The organism is Bradyrhizobium sp. YCK136 (assembly GCF_044570075.1).
GTDB lineage: Bacteria > Pseudomonadota > Alphaproteobacteria > Rhizobiales > Xanthobacteraceae > Bradyrhizobium > Bradyrhizobium diazoefficiens.
Window position 1 is genome coordinate 9,096,393 of the sequence record NZ_CP172424.1, and the last position, 18,331, is coordinate 9,114,723.

Genomic DNA, 18,331 nt, shown 5'->3' on the forward strand with positions numbered 1-18,331 from the left:
CGTGCGCCGGCGACGTCATCCCGGCGAAAGCCTCAAGCGAACGCCTTCTCCAGGGTCGCGAAGATCACCGCGAGCGACTTGTCGTGGCGGGTCACCGGCGGCACCGGGCGCTCGATCTTCATGAGCTGATAGACCGCCATCTGCGCCGCGCGCACCGAATATTCGACGGTGAACACGACGTCGTCGGGGATCTCGACGAACTGGCTGACGAAGGCAAGGTTGACCGAATTCCTGGGCACCGGCAGCGGCCGGTCGGTCACGTTGCGCGGCATGAACATGCTGGTGATGTAGGGCATGCGGCAGGGAATGCAGGTCGCAGTCTCGAACACGTCGCGATCGAAATTCAGGTGCCCGCAGAGCTCGTTCAGGATGTCGGCGCCGCCGCACTCGGACATCGGCTTCCCGACGAAATTGCCGATGCGGTCCGGATGCAGCGCATAGCCCCAGAACACCTGAACGTCCTTCGGCTGGCCGGCGAAATGCGGCTGATGATATAGCACCGCCGACATCAGCCAGTTGGAATCCCGGAACGTCACCAGCCCGCCGGTGCCGGCCCTGTTGCCCGAGAACGCCTCCATCTTGTCGAAGAAGCGCGGATCGCGGCAGGTGACGGTGAAGGACAGCCAGTACGATTCCGGGATCGAGCTGTTGAACGCGGACGGATTGCCGAATTCGGGACGTCCCTGCGCGATCGTCTCCCACAGCGCCCAGCCCTGGCTGTCGGCCTTGGTCAGGTGCGGCGGCGGCTCGGTCATGGTGCCCAGGCTCGAAGCATCCGTCATCGAGCCGTTCTGGAAGAACACGAGATCGCCGTCCTCGAGGCGGACGTTGGCGGTGCGGCCGTCGCGGTCGAGCACGAGCTGGCGCACGCGCACGCGTCCGCCCTCGTCTTCGAGCGTCATGTCGGTGACGGCCGTGCCGCGCACGAACTGCACGCCTTGCCGCTTCAGCCAGTCGGCAAGCGGCTGCACGATCGCGTCATACTGGTTGTAGACGGTACGCTTGACCCCGGCGAGGGTTTCGATGCGCGGGAATTCGCTCATGAAGCGGTGCAGATAGCGCTTCAGCTCGACCGCGCTGTGCCAGGGCTGGAAGGCGAAAGTGGTCTGCCACATGTACCAGAAATTGGACTCGAAGAATTTTGGCGACAGCCAGTCGGTGATGCGGCTGTTGCCGAGCGTCTCCTCCGAGGCCTCGGTGAGCCGCAGCAGCTCGAGCCGGTCGCGCGCGGAAAAGCCCATGTGGGAGACGTCGATCTTGAAGCGGTTGCGGTCAACCAGCCGCGCCCGCGAATGCGCCGGGTTCTCCTCGTTGAACGCGACGGTCTCGTCGCGCACGCTCAGGCCCGGACGCTCGAGCGAGGGGATGCTCGACAGCAGGTCCCAGGTGCATTCGTAATGGTCGGTAGTGAGCATGCGTCCGCCGCGCAGCGAATAGGCGCCGTTCGCGAGCAGTGCGCCGTCGAGACTGCCGCCGACCAGCGGCTGCGCCTCGTAAATCACGATGTCGCGCCCCGGCAGCTGCGCGTCGCGAACCAGGAACGCCGCGCCCGCGAGCGATCCGATGCCACCACCGATGAAATACGCCTTCATGACCTGCCTCGATTGCAATTCGAACTTTCGCGGCGACATTGCATGAGGGCCAGCGAGCGAAGTTGCGCTGGATCAAGCGCGATGGACACGGCATTCAAGAGGATGTGAGTGCTTTCTTCTCCCTCTCCCCGTTCTTACGGGGAGAAGGGCTGCTTCCGCGAAAAACGGTAGGAGTTGGACTCGCGGAGACTCCCCCTCACCCGCCGCGCGTTCCGCGCGTCGGCCTCTCCCCGCAAGCGGGGAGAGGCGACGTCACTGCGCCTTCACCGTCGCCGCCGGCTTCTTCGCGTAGATCTGCGCGATCTCCTCGGCGAAGCGGTGTTCGAGCGCGGGGCGCTTGTTCTTCAGCGTCGGCGTGAGCAGGCCGCTAGCAATGGTCCAGGGGTCCAGCGTCCACCAGACCGCGCGCGGCGTCGCGTAGGACGGATAGGCCTTCACGGCCGCTGCGATTCGCGCAAGCAGCGCGGCCCGCTCCGCCGCACCGCCTCGCTTGCCGCTCGCAGCCAACCTTTCCTTCTCCTGCACCCAGGCCTTGGCGTTGAGCACAACCAGCGCGGCGAGGAACGGGCGCTGCTCGCCGACCATCAGCGCCTGCTCGAACAGGGGATCGGCCAGGATCGCGGTCTCGAGATCGACCGGCGCGATCTTCTCGCCGGTGGACGTCACGAGGATATCCTTGATGCGGCCGGTGATGGTGATGCGCCCGTTCTCGATGCGGGCCTGGTCGCCGGTGTGCAGCCAGCCATCGGCCTCCTTCACGCGGCGCGTCTCCTCGGGCTTGTGCCAGTAGCCTAGCATCACGCTTGGGCCACGCACCAGCAGCTCGTCGTTCTCACCCAGCCTGGCCTCGACGCCGTCGAGCACATGGCCGACCGAGCGCGGATCGTTGTCCTCGGGGGTGTTGACCGAGATCACCGGCGAGGTCTCGGTCATGCCGTAGCCCTGGAGAATGTCGAGCCCGAGTGCGAGAAACAGACGAATGACGGGCTCGGCGATCGGCGCGCCGCCGGAAACCGCGACGCGCAACCGGCCGCCGAGCTGCGCCAGCACCTTGTCGGCGACGAGCTGCTTCAGCAGCGGCCAGGCCAGCCGGTCGAGCAGCGACAGTGCGCCGCGTCCCTGCCGCGCGTCGAACCGGCGGCCGCCGACGGCAATCGTGAGATCGAGCAGCGCCCGCTCGATGCTTCCGGCCGATGCGCGGTGCTGCATGATCAGCGCGTAGACGCGCTCGTAGATCCGCGGCACCGAGACCAGCACCGTCGGCCGCACATGCTTGAGGTCGTCCCCGAGTTGCGGCACCGAGCGCGCATAGGCGACGCAGGCCCCGGCCGCGATCGGATAGTAATAGCCGCCGGTGCGCTCGAACGTGTGCGAGAGCGGCAGGAAGGACAGGAAGACGTCGTCGGGCGACGCCGCGATGCGATGCGCGATCGCCTTCACATTGGCGACAACGTTGTCATGCGACAGCATCACGCCCTTCGGCCGCCCGGTCGTGCCCGAGGTGTAGACGATGGCGGCAAGATCGTCCGGCGCCACCGCGACGTCGGACAATGGCGCGGTCGCGCCAGGCGCGGACGCAAGCCACTGGTCGAGCGCGACGATGCGTGCATCGGCCGGCACCGGTCCGGTCATGTCGGCACAGACGATGCGCTTGAGCGCATCGAGCGGCTGGCCGGTGGTCACGATCGCCTGCCAGCGCGCCAGCGTATCGACGAACAGCAGCAGCGCGCCGGAATCGGCGAGGATGTAGGCGATGCTGTCGGGGTTGTCGACCGCATGCATCGGCACCGGCACGAGACCGCGCGACAGCGACGCCTGGTCCATCGCGATATGCGCAATGCCGTTCGGCATCAGGATGGCGACGCGCTCGCCCGGCGAAAAATTCTCCGCGGCCAGCGCCCGCCGCCACAGCTCGAATTCCGCGTCGATCTCGTGCCAGGACTGGCTGACCCAGCGCCCGGCATGCGCGTCGAAATGGCGATAGGCTTCTGCCGCCGGCGTCGCCTCGACGCGCCAGCGCAGCAGCTCAGGCAGTGTCTTCACGTCGGCGAGCGTCTGCGGTTGACTGATCGGCCCCGGCATGGCGTCCTTTCCTTCACCGTCGATTCCCATGAATCTGGGGGCTCGACACTAGGCCGGCCAGCCCTCGCCGCCTTGATCCTCAGCAAGGCGGCCATGCTTCGGAGCGATCCATGACGCGCGACCTGCTGTTTCTGCTGCGCCCGGGGTTCGAGGACCCGGCCTATCCGGGCCGGCGCTTCTATTGCTGGCATTGCGCGCTGATGGAGGGCGTGCTCGCTTCGTTTCCGGCGCTCGCCGAAAAGCTCGACGTCGAGCGCATCGCGTGGCCGCAGCCGCGGCAGGCCGTGATCGCACTGGTCGGGGAGGAGAACCAGTCGCTGCCGCTGCTCGTGCTGGCAGACGGCGCGACATCGCGGCACCAGACGGGCACCCACCGCGGCCGCGCCTTCATCGCCGACAAGGACGCCATCCTCGCCGCGCTCTCCGAACGCCACGGCTTTCCCGATCCGCATCCTTAGGAACGTCGACGTAGCCCGGATGGAGCGCAGCGCAATCCGGGCCACGGACCTGCAATGACGTCGCGAAACGAGGGAAGATTGGCATTGCGCTTCCCCGATCGCCTCGCATATTCGGCCCGACAAGCCGTCCGAAAGGTCCGATTATGCTGCACCCCCTCCCCGCCCTTATCGTCATCGACGTCCAGCGCGCGTTCGACGAATGGGAGGCGGCGGGCAAGCGCCGCAACAATCCGGACGCGGTGGCCCGCATCGTCGATCTGCTCGCGGCGTTCAGGGCAAACGGTGCGCCGATCTTTCATATCCGCCACGAGGGCACGAAGCCGAATTCGTCGTTTCTGCCATCGCGCTCCGGCTACGCCGTCAAGGACGAGGCGCGCGAACAGGACGGCGAGGCGGTGATCGTCAAGCGCGTCAACAGCGCCTTCATCGGCACGGACCTCGAGACGCGCCTGCGCGCAAGCGGCATCGCCACGCTCGTCATTTGCGGCGCCACCACCAACCATTGCGTGGAGACGACGACGCGGATGGCCGGCAATCTCGGCTTCGACACGCGGCTCGCGCGCGATGCGACCTGGACCTTCGACCGGATCGGACCCGATGGCGATGCGCATTCCGCCGAGGAGATCCATGCGATGACGCTGTCGAATCTCAACGGCGAGTTCGCCCGCATCATCACCGCGGGCGAGGTGATCGCATCATTCGCGGCGAAGTGATGGCAGCAGTGCGATCAATGCCGGCGATGCGACAATAAATCTCACGCCGCGCGATCATCCGCGCCGAATCGGACAGCGCCTGCTGCGTCGTTTCGACGCCCGCACTGGCCGGAACGCAACCAGCGCCCATGTGTTGTCACACGACATTCAACTGGAGTGGTGACATGAAGTATCTCATTGTCGCGATGGCCGTCGGTGCCGCGGCGCTTGCCGGCGGATCGGCGGCGAACGCGGCCAACACCACAAGCGCGAAGCAAAGCGCGCGGGGAGGCCAGCCGACCGACATCAGCGCGCAGCACAGGCACCACCATCATGGCTATCGCCATCATCAATGGCGCCATCACCACCATGGCTACTATCGTCCGCACTACCGGAGCTACGGCTATTACCCGCGGCACCACGGTTACTACGGCGGCGGACCGTACGGATATTACGGTGGCGGCGGCCCGGGCGTGACCCTCAGCTTCGGCGGCAACCGCTGGTAAACCGGCGGTCGCCTGCGAACGAAAGGCCCGCGACCACGCGGGCCTTTTTTCATCCCCGCAAGATCATACCCGCCGTCTCCAGCCCGCTCGCCAGCGCCGCCTCGACCGTGCCCATGTCGCGGCCGCGATAGAGCGCTTCGCCGGAGAACAGCACCGCTCCGTCGGCGCGCGCGAGCATGGTTTGCGCCGCGCGCGTCCGCGGCGTGGCCCAGGAATAGGCGCCGCGGGCGAGCGGATCCTGCCCCCAATTGGTCGCCGTGGCCGCGACGAGGTCGCGCGCGACGTCCTCGCGCGACAGGCCGAAGATGGTGGCGAGCGAACCAAGCCCGGCCTCGACCAACGCCTGCGGATCGAGGCCTTGCAGCTCCGCCGTCCGCGGGCCGCCGAACCAGCCGGTGAGCACGGGATGCTGATCCGGATGGCGCGTCCACCACACCGGGATGGTCTGGTCCGACAGCAGGAAGGTCATATCCGCAAGATCCGGCTTTCGCTCACGCCACCATGGCCGCGCAAACCGCAGCAGGATCTTGATGACGTTGCCGAAGCCGATGTCGTCGGCAGCCGCCGCCTTCGCGCGCACGTTCGCCGGAAGCGCGATCTCGCGCAGCAGCGGCAGCGGCACCGTGAGGATCACGCGGTCGCAGCGATGCACCCCGCCGCCGGCACCGCGAACGACCGCCGCGCCGCCTTCGTCCTCGATCGCCGACACCACGCAGCCGAGGCGGACCGCCGCGCCATGCCTGCGGCACTCCGCGGCGAGAAAATCGATCAGCGCGCCATAGCCGCCATTGATGCGCGCCTGCGTGTGGAGCCCGCCGTCCATCCATTCCTCGCGCAGCGCCAGCGTGGAGGCGCGCTCGGGATCGGCGGCATCGTAGCCCTCGACCATCCGCTCGATCGAATAGCGCAGCCCGTCATACTCGGGTCCGGCAAAATGACGGCGCAGGAAATCGGCGACGGTGAGATCGTCCTTCAAATCCCCGAGCACGGCATGCAGCTCCGCCTCGTGCGGATCATGGCGATCCTCACGCGAGAAATTTGCACCGTCAAATCTCCATAGCGTGCCTTCGATCTCCTGAAGGGACAGCCCCGCCTCGCGCAGCAGGGCGCGTGTCACCGGGGCATCGCCATGGACGAATTCGGCGCCGCCATCGGCGGGGTAGCCGAACTCCGCCGCCGGCAGCGGGTGGATGCGCCCGCCGCAGCGCTCGCGTGCTTCCAGGACCGTCACCTTCTTGCCCGCGCGCGCGAGCTCGCGCCCCGCCATCAGGCCGGCCGCGCCGGCACCGACGATGACGATATGCTGTGGTTTGTCCGACATGCCGGTGCTTTTACTTACCCACGTCCTGCGGATCGTTCTTGATCAGATAGCGCAGCAGCAGGACACCGCTGCCGAGCTCCCGTACCCCCTCCAGCGTCATCGCGGCGAGGGGCGCGCGCTTGTCGCTGTCGGCTTCCGTCGAAGAGAACACGAAGGGCGCGCCGCTTGCGCCATCCACCGCGGGGCTGAGGATGAGATTGAATTCGTCGATGAGACCGGCGCGCAGGAACGCGCCATTGGCGACGCCGCCGCCCTCGACCAGCAGGCGCTTCACGCCGAGCTCGCGGTTGAGGATGTCCAGCGCCAGCGCGAGGTCGATCTCCGACTTGCCGGCGAAGATGTAGGACACACCCTCGGCGCGCAGGCCTGCAAGATGCGAATCCGGCACGCCCTCTGTCAGCACCACGACAATCGGATCGCCGCCGATATCGGAGCGGCCCCAGCCGATCTTGCCCTGCGCGTCGAGCACGACGCCATAAGTCTTTGCATCACGCCGCGCAAACCAGTTCTGACGCGGAAACGTCTCGCCCGAGGTCGCGGGATAGGGCTTGCCCTTGGCGAACTCCGAGCCGGTGACGCGGCCGATGACCCAGGCATCGCCGCCGAGCTCGTCATGGATCTTCTCGAACCAGTCCGTGCCCGCGCCCTTCGGACGCCAGCGACTGGGGTGCGTGCGGCCGTCCAGGCTGGAATGCATCAGACAGATGACATACGGCTTCATGCAAATCTCCGGACTGCGCTCAACCCGCCGTTCCGCTGCCGCCGCTCTTGGCGCGATCGTTGACGATCGCCGCGAGCGGATTGAGTTTTGGCGGCGCAACGAGCTGGAGCGTGTTGGTGTCGTGATGATTGAACGGCGCGCCGCGGACGAACAACTCGGTCTGGATCAGGTAGGTCCAGCTTCCGTCGTCGTTGAAGGTGATGTCGCAGCGGTAAGCGTCGGTGCGGAAGGCCTGTTCCAGGAAGTCGGTCGAGCAGATCCCGTAAGCGGTGTCGCCGCGCTTCGCCGTGACCGCAATTTTCCTGTCATCAGGTCCGGCCTTGCCCGAGGCGAGCAGCACCTGCCCGCGCGGGATCGCCAGCGTCTGCATGATCAGCCCGGTCGCGGGCTCCCACAGCCAGTAGCCGACCTGGTCGTGGAAGGTGATGTCCTCCTCGGGCGTGTTGATGTGGATGTGATAACGCAGGCCGTAGAACAGCTGCGGCCCGTTGGCCTGCGGATCGATCGGGTCCATCCGAATTCGCTCGATGAAGGTCCGCCGCTCCGGTCCTTCGGCCTTCGGGTTGACGTCGATCCCCTTGTCGGCCTGCCAACTGCCTGCGAGACGGCGCAGCGGGCCGAGGTTGGCGAGACCGTCGGGCGAGACGTTCTCGGGCTCGGTGAAGATGTCGGCGGGAAGGGGAAGCATGAGTGTCCTCGCGGGAAGTTGCGGGGAGCAGCAATAGCACGGAGGCGGCAACATGGCTCGTGCTCAAGCCTCACAATCGCGAATGGACATCCGCGCCACGCGCAGACGATCGGTGGCCTTCCAGAGAGTTCGCGGGGGAAAAAGAGAGTTCGCGGGGGAAAATACGAAGCGCGGTCTCAATGGCTTGAACCGCGAAGCGGAGCCGAACCGATTGGGTTCGGCTCCGTCGCAAGGACGTCTAGTGGCGGTGGTCGCGGACCTCCGGCTGATTGCGGTGGTCGCGAACGATGGTCTGATTGCGATGGTCGCGCACGACGGGCGGGTCGCGATGGTCGCGGACGATGGTCGTCGCGTTCGAGGGCGTCACCACGTTTGCCAATGCGATCGCTACGAGAGCCACAAGGATGTAATTGCGCATGAGTCTTGTCCTTTGCCTGGTGGCTCACTGCGAACCACCTGACAACAAGCTAGATTGACCGGCTCGAATGATATGTGCCGGCGATCACGCGATGATTGTCGATGCGCTGGCCGATTGCACTCCGCCCCGCGCGGGTTCAGCCCGACTTCGTACCCGTGATGGCGGCAAGCGCCTCGACGAGCCGGTCGAGATCGGCCTCCTCGGTGTAGAGCGCCGGCGTCACGCGGATGCATTGGCCCTTGGCGACGCCAGCCCGGCGAACCGTCAGGACCTTGTAGGTGTCCCTGAGCTTCGCCACGACGGCGTCGTTGTCGGCCTTGCTCGTCTTGCCGGCGAGGCGGAAGGACGTGATCGCACCATACAGGCCGGCCTCGTCCGGCGTCAGGATCTCGATGTCCTTGAAGCCGCGAACGCGGCTGACCCAGTAGTCGCGCAGGTAGCGCAGGCGGGCCTGTTTCGCCGCGGCGCCGATCTGCTGATGCAGTTCGACGGCCGCGGGCACCGTCAGCACCGTCGCGAAATTGACCGTGCCGGTGTGTACGCGCGAGCGGATGTCGGTCGCCGGAAAATCCTCGTCGCCGAGGTCGCGGTCGATGTCGGCGAGGCGGTCCTTCCTGATGTAGAGGAAGCCGACGCCGACCGGCGCGCCGATCCATTTGTGCAGGTTGAAGCCGACAAAATCGACCTCGAGCTCGCCCACCCTGAAGTCCATCTGTCCCCAGGAATGAGCGGCGTCGAGGATGGTGTCGACGCCCTTGGCCCTGGCCATGCGGACGATCTCGGTGACCGGCATGACGAGGCCGGTGCGATGGCTGACATGGGTGAGGAGGAGCAGCCTGGTCTTCGGATTCGCCTCGAGGGCGCGGGCATAGGCGTCGAGCACGGCCTGCCGGGTGGCCGGCTCCGGCACGTCGAACTTGACCACGTCGACACCGCGGCGCGCTTTGAGCGCATTCATGGCATATTGCATCGAATCGTAGTCGAGGTCGGCGTAGAGCACGCTGTCGCCGGGCTTCAGCTTGTTGTATCCGCCGATGAGCAGCTGCAGCGCTTCGGTCGCGCCGCGGGTGAGCGCGATTTCCTCGGGCGCAGCTCCAACCGCCTCCGCCACCCTGGCCCGCACGGCCTCGAAATCCGCGCCCGCGTGCTGCCGCGCGTAATAGGTGTTCTGATAGTTGACCATGTCGGACAGACGGATGAACTCGCGCCGCACGGGCTCGGCCATGATGCCCCAGAAGCCGTTCTCCAGATTGACGACATCGGGCGTCACGGCATAGAGCCCCTTCACGGCCGTCCAATAGGCCTTGTCGGTGGCGATTGCGACCGCCGATCCGGTCGGCTGCGCCGGCAGGCCCTCGGCGGCAAGAGCCGGCGCCGCCAGCGGCGCGACAGCTGCGGCCGCGAGGCCCTTCAGGATCGACCGGCGGTCGGAAGAAATTGTCTTGATCAGATGCATGTCCACCCTCTGCGCTGCGCGGCGAAAGGAGCAGCGATCAATGGAACACCGATGACAGGGCGGTGACAGTCTGATGATGCCGGACGTTGCCCCGGCAGGGAATACGATCTGGTTGGCCGCACACACCGGCCTCGTCAAAACGGGAAAGCCGCGCGCCCTGCTGGCAACTCACGCCCGCACCGATCTGCTTAGTTTCAACATCGGAGCACAACCGCAATCGTCAGGTGTTGTCGGGTGCAGGCCCGTCGGCCGGTCCGCCCAGGCGATCATCGATGTAGCGCCGAAGCGCCGCGGCCGCGTTCAACATATGCGCCCGCATTCTGCGCGATGCGGTCTCGCCATCGCCTTCGGCGATCGCCTGCATGATGACGTCATGCTCGTCGCGGGACTTGCGAATGCGATCGCCGTGCCGCAATTGCGTGCGGCGAAAGGCGCTGAGGCGCGAGCGGACATCCTGCGCCTGCTCGGCCAGAAACGAGTTGTGCGTCGCCCGGTAGATGCATTCGTGGAATTCCCGGTTGAACGCGTCATAGGCATCGACGTCATTGGCCTCGACCATCTTCAGCGAGGCGTCATGCAGCTCGATCAAATGGCTGCGCTCGAGCGGGGTCATGCGATAGGTCGCGAGCCTGACGCACATCGCCTCGACCTCGGCACTGGTCTCGAACATGTCCATGATGCGCTCGGGCGTCATCCGCGCCACGACGAGGCCGCGCCGCCCCCGCACTTCGACGAGGCCGCTGACCACGAGCTGGCGAAGCGCCTCCCGCACCGGCGTGCGGGAGGCCCCGAAGCGATCGGCCAGCAGCTGCTCTTCCAGGGCGGAACCGGCGACCAGCGCACCCGAGGCGATCTCGTCGGTGAGCGCGTTGCGGATGCGATCGGAGAGCAGCCCGCCATCGTCCTCGGCGTCGGCTGCGACTTTCAACAATCCTGCCATTCAGCCTCCCGTGATCGCGCGCACCGCGAAGTAAAGAACAGAGGGCGCGACCAGACACCCGAGCCCGGTGTGGAACGTCGCCGTCAGCGCACCGTACGGCACCAGACGCCGGTCCGTCGCCGCCAGCCCTCCGGACACGCCGCTGACCGTTCCCATCAAGCCGCCAAACACCATCGCGCTGCGCGGATTGTTCAGACCGATCATCTTCGCCACGAAGGGCGTACCGATCATGACGATCACCGCCTTGAATACACCGGTCGCGATCGAGAGCGCAATAACCGGCGAGGATGCGCCGATCGCAGCCCCCGTGACCGGCCCCACGATGTAGGTCACCGCGCCGGCGCCGATCGTCGTCATCGAGATGGCATCGGTGTAACCGAATGCCGCGGCGACGAACACGCCCAGAATGAACGGGACGACAGTTCCGAGCCCAAGCGCGACCGCACCGATGGCCCCGGCCTTGCGCGCGTGAACGACATCGACCTCGAAGGCGGTCGCGACGATGGCGAAGTCGCGCAGCATCGCGCCGCCCATCAGGCCGATCCCGGTCAGCGCCGGCAGGTCGGCGACGCCCTTTTCACCGCCTGTGGCGAGGCCTCCGAAGAAGGCCAGCACGAGACCCAGCATGATCGCGATCGCCGAGCCGTGGATGCGTCCGAAGGTGAGGTATTTCGAGATCGCTCCGGAGACCCACATCAGGATCCCGACGGCCGCGAAAGCGGTGAGCAGCGAGTTTGCAGCTAGAATGTGCGATATCATCGTCATCCGATCCTCCCGGACTTGAAGTGGGGCACGCTCGCCTCGAGCGCCTCTCGCGCCTCGATCTCGTCCATGGTCTCGACACGGCCGCTGAGCCGGCCGATCAGGGCCACCATCGCGAAACACACGGCGACCGCGCCGATCCCCGCGATGACGACGATGGGACCGCCCTTGGCCGCAGCGACGACGTTCTGCTGCGCCGCCATGGCGACCACGATCGGAATGTAGAAGCTGCCCCAGAACTCGACGCCGGTCTTGAGACCGTGGCTGAGCAGGCCGTGCCGCACCAGCCAGAGCCGGGCGGCGATCAGAAACATCATGGCAATGCCGACGCCACCGACATTGGCCTTAACGCCGAGGGCGATGCCGAGCAGGTCCCCCAGCAAGACCCCCAGCAACGTGCAGATGGAGAGCAGCGCTACGCCGGAAACGGTCACGGGCGCCTCCCCTGAACGAACGGAGCTCCGGCCACGCGACTTGGACGCCTTGCATGCATTCGCATCTCAAATCTCCTCCTGTGTATGCGAATATCCATCGCTTATGAGTTTGCGTATACACTAATTGACATTAAGACGCAATACGCATACATTCGGCACAAATGAAGGCAACCTCGCATGCCAAGGAGCCGAGATGAGCAATTGGGGTATGCAAAAGGCCGCTCTGGGAGAGCGCCTGACGGCCGGCCGGCGGCACGCGAAGGGAAAGATCGTCCCGCTCCCGAGCCTGCCCGTGTTTCTTGCGGCTGTGATCCGATCAGGCGACCGGGTGTGCCTGGAGGGCGACAACCAGAAGCAGGCCGACATCCTCGCCGCGGCGCTTGCGAACCTCGACCCCGCTGAGATCAGCGACCTGCACATGGTGCAGTCCGGCGTGGTCCTGCCCGCGCACCTCGATATCTTCGAGAAGGGCATCGCTCGGCGGCTCGACTTTTCCTATTCGGGCCCGCAATCGGCGCGCATTGCGCGCATGCTGTTCGGCCGCAAGATCGAGCTCGGCGCGGTCCATACCTATCTCGAGCTGTTCGCCCGCTACTTCATCGATCTCACGCCAAACGTCGCGCTGATCGCCGCGGTGAGTGCCGACAAGGACGGCAACCTCTATACGGGGCCGAACACCGAGGACACACCGACCGTCGTCGAGGCGACGAGTTACAAAAATGGTCTCGTGGTGGCGCAGGTCACCGAGATCGTCGACAAGGTGCCGCGCGTCGATATTCCCGGCGACCTCGTGCATTTCGTGGTCGAAGCCGGCAGGCCGTTCTACGTCGAGCCGCTCTTCACCCGCGACCCCGCCGCCATCACCGAGACCCAGATCCTGACGGCGATGCTCGCCATCAAGGGCATCTACGCGCCTTACGGCGTACGCCGCCTCAATCACGGCATCGGCTTCAACACCGCCGCGATCGAGCTGTTGCTGCCGACCTATGGCGAGAAGCTCGGCCTCAAGGGCAAGGTCTGCACCCACTTCGCGCTCAACCCGCATCCAACCCTCATTCCGGCGATCGAATCCGGCTGGGTCGACCAGATCCACTGCTTCGGGTCGGAAGTCGGCATGGAGGACTATGTCGCCGCGCGCTCCGACATCTTCTTCACCGGCCCCGACGGCTCGCTGCGGTCCAATCGCGCCTTCTGCCAAACGGCCGGCCTCTATGCCTGCGACATGTTCATCGGATCGACGCTGCAGATCGATCTCGAGGGCCACAGCTCGACGGTGACGACGAACCGCATCGCCGGGTTCGGCGGCGCGCCCAACATGGGATCCGATCCACATGGCCGCCGCCATCCGAGCGAACCCTGGCTCAAGGCCGGCGCCGAGGCGGCCCCGCACGCCAACGCCGCGCTGCGCCGCGGCCGCAAGCTGGTGGTGCAGATCGGCGAGACCTTCGGCGAGCGCAATGCCCCGCTCTTCGTCGAGCGGCTCGATGCGCTCGAGCTGGCGCGCGAGCTCAAGCTCGATCTCGCGCCGGTGATGGTCTACTCGGACGATGTCACCCACATCGTCACCGAGGAAGGCATCGCCAACCTCCTGATGTGCCGCACCAAGGACGAGCGCGAGCAGGCGATCCGCGGCGTCGCCGGGTACACCGACATCGGACGCGCGCGCGATGCGAAGCTGGTCGAGCAGCTCAGGCAACGCGGCGTCATTCGTCGTCCCGAGGATCTCGGCATCGACCCGCTTGATGCCGACCGCCGCCTGCTGGCGGCCCGCTCGATCAAGGACCTCATGCTGGCCTCCGGCGGCCTCTTCCGTCCGCCCAGCCGCTTCCGCAACTGGTGAGGAGTTTCGCATGGAAAAACTCAGTTTCAGGCTGACCGCAGCCAGATCGGCCGGCGGCACCCGCGCGCAGGCGATCGTCGGCGTCGTCGCCTCCGGCAATCTCGAGGTCCTGCTGGAACGCGCCTCGCCGGCCGACATGTGCACGATCGACATCGCAACCGCAGCTCACGGCTTCGGCGCGGTGTGGGACGCCGTGGTCCGCGACTTCGTCGCCCGCCGCTCTGCCGGCGGCTTGCGCATCTCCATCAATGACGGCGGCGCCCGGCCCGACACGGTTGCGCTGCGCCTTGCGCAAGGCGTCCGCAAGATCGAGGAGCCGGAACGATGACACAGGCGGCAGCCAACACGGCTTCGCTGAGCTGGTACGAGGCGAGCGCCCGGCAGCGCATCGACGCGCTGGTCGATGCCGGCAGCTTTTCCGAATACATCGGCCCCGAGCTGCGCGAGATCAGCCCGCATCTTTCGATCTTCGACCTGCCGGAGCAGTTCGACGACGGTATCGTCATCGGCCGTGGCCGCCTGGAGGGGTCGCCGGTGCTCGTTGCCGCGCAGGAGGGACGCTTCATGGGCGGCGCCTTCGGCGAAGTCCACGGCGCCAAGCTCACCGGCCTCCTGCGCGCGGCGCGTACGCTCAAGCACGACGTGCTGATCCTGTTCGACACCGGCGGCGTGCGGCTCCAGGAAGCCAATGCCGGCGAGCTCGCGATCGCAGAGATCATGCGCGCGGTGGTCGAGGCACGCCGCGCCGGCATCAACGTCGTCGGCCTGATCGGCGGACGTGCCGGCTGCTATGGCGGCGGCAGCCTGATCGCCGGCACCTGCTCGCGCCTGATCGTGTCCGAGCAGGGCCGGATCAGCGTCAGCGGTCCCGAGGTGATCGAGACCAACAGGGGCATCGAGGAGTTCGACTCGCGCGATCGCGCGCTGGTCTGGCGCACCATGGGCGGCAAGCACCGCTATCTCATCGGCGGCGCCGACATGTTCGTCGACGACGAGGCGCTGGCGTTTCGCGAGGCCGCGATCGACGCGCTCAAGATCAAGCGTGGCTGCGACACCAGCGTACTCGCAGCCGAGCAGAGGCGCCTCGAGCATCGGCTGCAGCGTTTCGGTGAAGCCGAGGACGCCGTCGAGATCTGGCAGACGCTTGGTATCGACGCGCCGACCGAGATCCCCGCGCTTCCGACCGACGCGTTTCTACGCGCGGCAAAGACAAGGGAGAACGCCGATGACGCTCGATGACATCCTGGCCGGCCTGTTCCCGAACGGCCGAAAGATCGAAACGACCGGCGCGATGATCGCGGGAACGGCGACCCTGCCTGACGGCGGACTGATCCACGTGCTCGGCATCACGCAAGGACAGCCGCTCGGCGTGGACGAGGCGATCGCGCTCGCAGGGCGCGTGATCGAGATTATCAAATCTGGGGATCGCGCGCCGATCCTGGTCCTGGTGGATTCCGCCAGCCAGCGCATGAGCAAGCGCGACGAACTGCTCGGCCTCAGCGAATATTTGTCGCATCTCGCCAAGGTACTGCTGCTCGCGGAAGCGGAAGGACACCGCACCGTCGGCCTGCTCTACGGCGGCAGCGCGGCCGGTGCGTTCATCGCCACCGCTCTTGCCACCGGCACGCTGGTGGCGCTTCCCGGCGCGCATCCCGCCGTGATGGATCTGCCGTCGATGGCGCGGGTCACCAAGCTTCCGATCGACGTGCTGAAGGCCAAGGCGGAAGCGACACCCGTTTTCGCGCCCGGGCTCGACAACATGGTCCGCACGGGCGGCATTCACGTCGTCTGGGACGAAACTGCGCCCCTGGCGCCGCAGCTTGCGGCCGTGCTGGCACAGCCTGCCGGACGGGACGAACGCAGCCGGCTCGGCGCGGAGCGGGGCGGACGTCGAAAGGCGGCCGAGATCGCCGATCGGGTCGTCGCACTCGCCGCGATATCGCAGCAGGGAGCGCAACATGGCTGAAGCGCTCGCGCGTCACACCATGGTGAAGGCCTCGGCCGCCGGATGGGCTGCCGTGATGAGCCGCCACCCCGAACTCGCCAGCGAGCCGATCATCGACGGCTGGGCGCGCGCCGACCGCCCCCTCATCGTTCGCCGGCCGGCTTGCAGCGATGCCGCCGGCATGATTCCGCTCGGCCTGCCGCTGCCGCCCAGCCACGGCAAACGGCGCATCGCGTTCGCGCTCGCACCCGGCGACATCATCGCATCGGCTCCGCCGCCATCCTTGGCCGATGCGGCCGCCGCGGCACCTGCGCGCTGGCGGGAGACGATCGGCCTGCTGCTCCTGCTTCTGCCGGAGACCCGCACCTTCGGCAGCCTGGCCTGGCAGCACCTCACCGGCCTGCCCTATCTTTCCGACAGTTCGGACCTCGATCTGCTCTGGCCGCTGTCGTCGGCAAGGCAAGCCGACACGCTGCCGTCGGACATCGGCCGGATTGCGAACCAGGCGCCGATGCGGCTGGACGGTGAGATCGTTGGTCGCGCGGGAGGGGTCCAATGGCGCGAGCTCATCGGTGCTGACGACGATGAAGTCCTCGTGAAAGGCCCCGCCGGCGTCATCAGCACGACGCGCGCCGCGTTTCTGACGGGGAATCTGTCGTGACCGTCGCGCTGAGATGGCAATCGACACCTGCCAACGCGCCCGATGCGGCGCAGCTCGGTGATCTGGCGTCGCTTTGCTTGAAGCTCGAAGTTGAAACCCATCCGAAACCGGGACTCGTCAGCCATGTCGACAATGGCGCACACAGCGACATGGACGCCGAGCTGCTGTGCCGCAGCGCCGATACTTTGAGGCCATTCCTCCGTGATCTGGCGCTTGCCGGAGCCGAGGGCGCCGGCATGAGCCGCTTGCGCGCGATCGGGGTCGCCGCCGAGCGCGCCATGCTCGCGGAAACCGGAGGCGTCAACACGCATCGCGGCGCGATCTTCGGACTGGGTCTGCTCTGCGCCGCGGCCGGATATCGCGGCGCGCTCGGCATTCGCAAATCGCTCGGCGATCTGGTGTCGCAGCGCTGGGGCGAAGATATCCTTTCGGGTCCCATATCCTTGCGCAGCCACGGCGCCATGGCCTCGCGGCGCTACGGTGCCGGCGGCGCCAGGGCGGAAGCGGCTTGCGGCTTCCCGTCGGTCTACGAGATCGCCCTGCCCGCCCTGCATGCTGCGCGAAAGCTCGCTCGTTGCGATGAGGAAGCGGTCCGCGTTCAGACCTGCATGACGCTCATCGCCGACGTCACCGACACCAACCTCCTGCATCGCGGCGGAGCGGAGGGATTGCACTTCGCCCAAGACAGCGCATCCGCATTTCTTGCCGCCGGAGGCGTTGGACGTCACGGCTGGCGCGAGCGGGCCATCGAGATTCATCAGGCCTTCGTGGCGCGCAATCTCAGTCCCGGCGGCTCCGCGGACCTGCTGGCCATGGCCCTCTTCGTCGATCGGCTGGAGCCCTGATGCTGGCCCTGCTCTGCGGTGGACAAGGCACCCTCTCGGACAAGATCTTCGATCTGGCCGCCGGTCAGCCTGCCGCGGAGCCTGTTTTCGTCGCGGCAACCGCGCATCTCGGCGAGAATCCACGGCAGTTCGTCCGGACGCACAGCACAGACGAGCTGTCCGCCAACCATGTCAGCCAGATCCTGACCGTCACATCGGCGCTCGCGATCCATGCCTGCATTGCCGACCTCCTGACCGAACCTGCGGCCGTCACCGGCTACAGCGTCGGCGAGATGGCCGCCTGGAGCATTGCAGGGATATGGACCGCCGATGAAGCCTTGCGACTGACGGCTGTTCGCGCGCGCCTGATGGACGGCGTCGCCGGACCCGACGGCCGCCTCGGCTATATCCGCGGGCTCGACCCGGCCGCGCTCGAACGCCTGCTCGGGAAGCATCGCTGCGAGATCGCGATCAGGAACCCCGATCGTCTCGTTGTCGTCGGAGGCGCCGAGCAGGACGTGACCGACCTCTGCCAGGAAGCGATACGACAAGGCGCCACGCGCACAGGTCTCCTCGCCGTGAGAATCGCCTCGCACACGCGGCAGCTCGAACAGGCCTGCCGCCCCTTTCAACTGGCGCTCGACGCCAGCACACGCTCCGCCATTGCAAGCCGGCGCGTCCTGCTCGCCGGAGGCGATGGCGAGCGCATCTTCTCCGCGAGCAACGCAACCGCAAAGCTCGCCCGGCAGGTGGCGCGCCCGATCGACTGGTCGGCGACGCTGGAAGCCCTCGTGGAGCTGGGCGTCAGCAGGGTGCTGGATCTCGGTCCGGGACACGCGCTCGCCGAGATGATGCAGGCCTTCCTTCCCTCCATCCGCTGCTACGCGGCAGACGGATTTCGTACGGTCGATGGTCTGCGAAACTGGATTGCGGCCGAATAGCCAATCGGCAGCGCGAGGCCGTTGGAATTACAGAATTGCTTTGGATATCG

General features: G+C 66.7%; 20 protein-coding genes. 10 read left to right on the plus strand and 10 right to left on the minus strand.

Annotated elements, in window-relative coordinates:
* Positions 1-32: 32 nt before the first annotated feature.
* Both ACFLEY_RS43990 and ACFLEY_RS43995 read right to left on the minus strand, forming a co-directional pair.
* Positions 33-1,592, minus strand: a complete 1,560-nt coding sequence (locus ACFLEY_RS43990; protein ID WP_060912759.1) for an oleate hydratase — start codon at positions 1,590-1,592, stop codon at positions 33-35.
* A 252-nt stretch (positions 1,593-1,844) separates the two neighbouring features.
* A complete protein-coding gene (locus ACFLEY_RS43995) occupies positions 1,845-3,674 on the minus strand; it encodes a long-chain fatty acid--CoA ligase (RefSeq protein WP_060909300.1) in 1,830 nt (609 codons plus the stop codon).
* Between the two features lie 110 nt (positions 3,675-3,784).
* Here ACFLEY_RS43995 and ACFLEY_RS44000 point away from each other — a divergent pair, with 110 nt between their 5' ends.
* From ACFLEY_RS44000 to ACFLEY_RS44010, 3 genes are all read left to right on the plus strand, one after another.
* Positions 3,785-4,132 (plus strand): DUF3088 domain-containing protein, encoded by a 348-nt coding sequence (locus tag ACFLEY_RS44000; RefSeq protein WP_028173620.1) that lies wholly within the window; start codon positions 3,785-3,787, stop codon positions 4,130-4,132.
* Between the two features lie 143 nt (positions 4,133-4,275).
* Positions 4,276-4,845, plus strand: a complete 570-nt coding sequence (locus ACFLEY_RS44005; protein ID WP_060909301.1) for a cysteine hydrolase family protein — start codon at positions 4,276-4,278, stop codon at positions 4,843-4,845.
* Positions 4,846-5,009: 164 nt separating this feature from the next.
* Entirely contained in the window at positions 5,010-5,330 is a 321-nt protein-coding gene (locus tag ACFLEY_RS44010; RefSeq protein ID WP_060909302.1) for a hypothetical protein, read from the plus strand.
* Positions 5,331-5,379: 49 nt separating this feature from the next.
* On the opposite strand, the gene ACFLEY_RS44015 is transcribed toward ACFLEY_RS44010, so the two are convergent.
* The 8 genes from ACFLEY_RS44015 to madL all read right to left on the minus strand — a co-directional run bounded on the left by ACFLEY_RS44015 (position 5,380) and on the right by madL (position 12,070).
* Positions 5,380-6,651 carry an NAD(P)/FAD-dependent oxidoreductase gene (locus tag ACFLEY_RS44015; RefSeq protein WP_060909303.1) on the minus strand — a complete coding sequence of 424 codons (1,272 nt, stop codon included), beginning with the start codon at positions 6,649-6,651 and terminating at the stop codon, positions 5,380-5,382.
* Positions 6,652-6,661: 10 nt separating this feature from the next.
* Positions 6,662-7,372: a RibD family protein gene (locus ACFLEY_RS44020; protein WP_211433479.1), complete on the minus strand. Its 711-nt coding sequence runs from the start codon at positions 7,370-7,372 to the stop codon at positions 6,662-6,664.
* Positions 7,373-7,391: 19 nt separating this feature from the next.
* Positions 7,392-8,060, minus strand: a complete 669-nt coding sequence (locus tag ACFLEY_RS44025; RefSeq protein ID WP_060909305.1) for an FABP family protein — start codon at positions 8,058-8,060, stop codon at positions 7,392-7,394.
* 238 nt (positions 8,061-8,298) lie between these two features.
* Positions 8,299-8,478, minus strand: a complete 180-nt coding sequence (locus ACFLEY_RS44030; RefSeq protein WP_060909306.1) for a hypothetical protein — start codon at positions 8,476-8,478, stop codon at positions 8,299-8,301.
* A 136-nt stretch (positions 8,479-8,614) separates the two neighbouring features.
* Positions 8,615-9,934 (minus strand): aminotransferase class V-fold PLP-dependent enzyme, encoded by a 1,320-nt coding sequence (locus ACFLEY_RS44035; protein ID WP_060912760.1) that lies wholly within the window; start codon positions 9,932-9,934, stop codon positions 8,615-8,617.
* A 220-nt stretch (positions 9,935-10,154) separates the two neighbouring features.
* Positions 10,155-10,874, minus strand: coding sequence for a GntR family transcriptional regulator (locus ACFLEY_RS44040; protein WP_060909307.1), 720 nt, complete (start codon positions 10,872-10,874; stop codon positions 10,155-10,157).
* On the minus strand, positions 10,875-11,639 hold the full coding sequence (gene madM / locus ACFLEY_RS44045; protein ID WP_011084096.1) for a malonate transporter subunit MadM: 765 nt from the start codon (positions 11,637-11,639) through the stop codon (positions 10,875-10,877). It lies immediately after the preceding gene.
* Positions 11,636-12,070 carry a malonate transporter subunit MadL gene (gene madL / locus ACFLEY_RS44050; RefSeq protein ID WP_028173629.1) on the minus strand — a complete coding sequence of 145 codons (435 nt, stop codon included), beginning with the start codon at positions 12,068-12,070 and terminating at the stop codon, positions 11,636-11,638. Before madL ends, madM begins: the two co-directional genes overlap by 4 nt.
* Positions 12,071-12,263: 193 nt before the next feature.
* On the opposite strand from madL, the gene mdcA reads away from it, so the two are divergent.
* The 7 genes from mdcA to ACFLEY_RS44085 are packed head-to-tail and all read left to right on the plus strand — an operon-like array spanning position 12,264 to position 18,281.
* The gene (mdcA, locus tag ACFLEY_RS44055; RefSeq protein WP_211433480.1) at positions 12,264-13,910 is read left to right on the plus strand and encodes a malonate decarboxylase subunit alpha; all 1,647 of its coding nucleotides are present in this window, start codon (positions 12,264-12,266) and stop codon (positions 13,908-13,910) included.
* A gap of 10 nt (positions 13,911-13,920) precedes the next feature.
* Positions 13,921-14,238 carry a malonate decarboxylase acyl carrier protein gene (gene mdcC, locus ACFLEY_RS44060; protein ID WP_028173631.1) on the plus strand — a complete coding sequence of 106 codons (318 nt, stop codon included), beginning with the start codon at positions 13,921-13,923 and terminating at the stop codon, positions 14,236-14,238.
* The gene (locus ACFLEY_RS44065; RefSeq protein WP_060909309.1) at positions 14,235-15,149 is read left to right on the plus strand and encodes a biotin-independent malonate decarboxylase subunit beta; all 915 of its coding nucleotides are present in this window, start codon (positions 14,235-14,237) and stop codon (positions 15,147-15,149) included. The genes mdcC and ACFLEY_RS44065 overlap by 4 nt, the downstream gene beginning before the upstream one ends.
* A complete protein-coding gene (mdcE, locus tag ACFLEY_RS44070; RefSeq protein WP_060909310.1) occupies positions 15,136-15,876 on the plus strand; it encodes a biotin-independent malonate decarboxylase subunit gamma in 741 nt (246 codons plus the stop codon). The genes ACFLEY_RS44065 and mdcE overlap by 14 nt, the downstream gene beginning before the upstream one ends.
* The gene (mdcG, locus tag ACFLEY_RS44075) at positions 15,869-16,516 is read left to right on the plus strand and encodes a malonate decarboxylase holo-[acyl-carrier-protein] synthase (protein ID WP_060909311.1); all 648 of its coding nucleotides are present in this window, start codon (positions 15,869-15,871) and stop codon (positions 16,514-16,516) included. The genes mdcE and mdcG overlap by 8 nt, the downstream gene beginning before the upstream one ends.
* Complete coding sequence (gene mdcB / locus ACFLEY_RS44080; RefSeq protein ID WP_060909312.1) at positions 16,513-17,361, plus strand: triphosphoribosyl-dephospho-CoA synthase MdcB; 849 nt, start codon at positions 16,513-16,515, stop codon at positions 17,359-17,361. The genes mdcG and mdcB overlap by 4 nt, the downstream gene beginning before the upstream one ends.
* Entirely contained in the window at positions 17,361-18,281 is a 921-nt protein-coding gene (locus ACFLEY_RS44085) for an acyltransferase domain-containing protein (RefSeq protein ID WP_060909313.1), read from the plus strand. Before mdcB ends, ACFLEY_RS44085 begins: the two co-directional genes overlap by 1 nt.
* Positions 18,282-18,331: the final 50 nt, after the last annotated feature.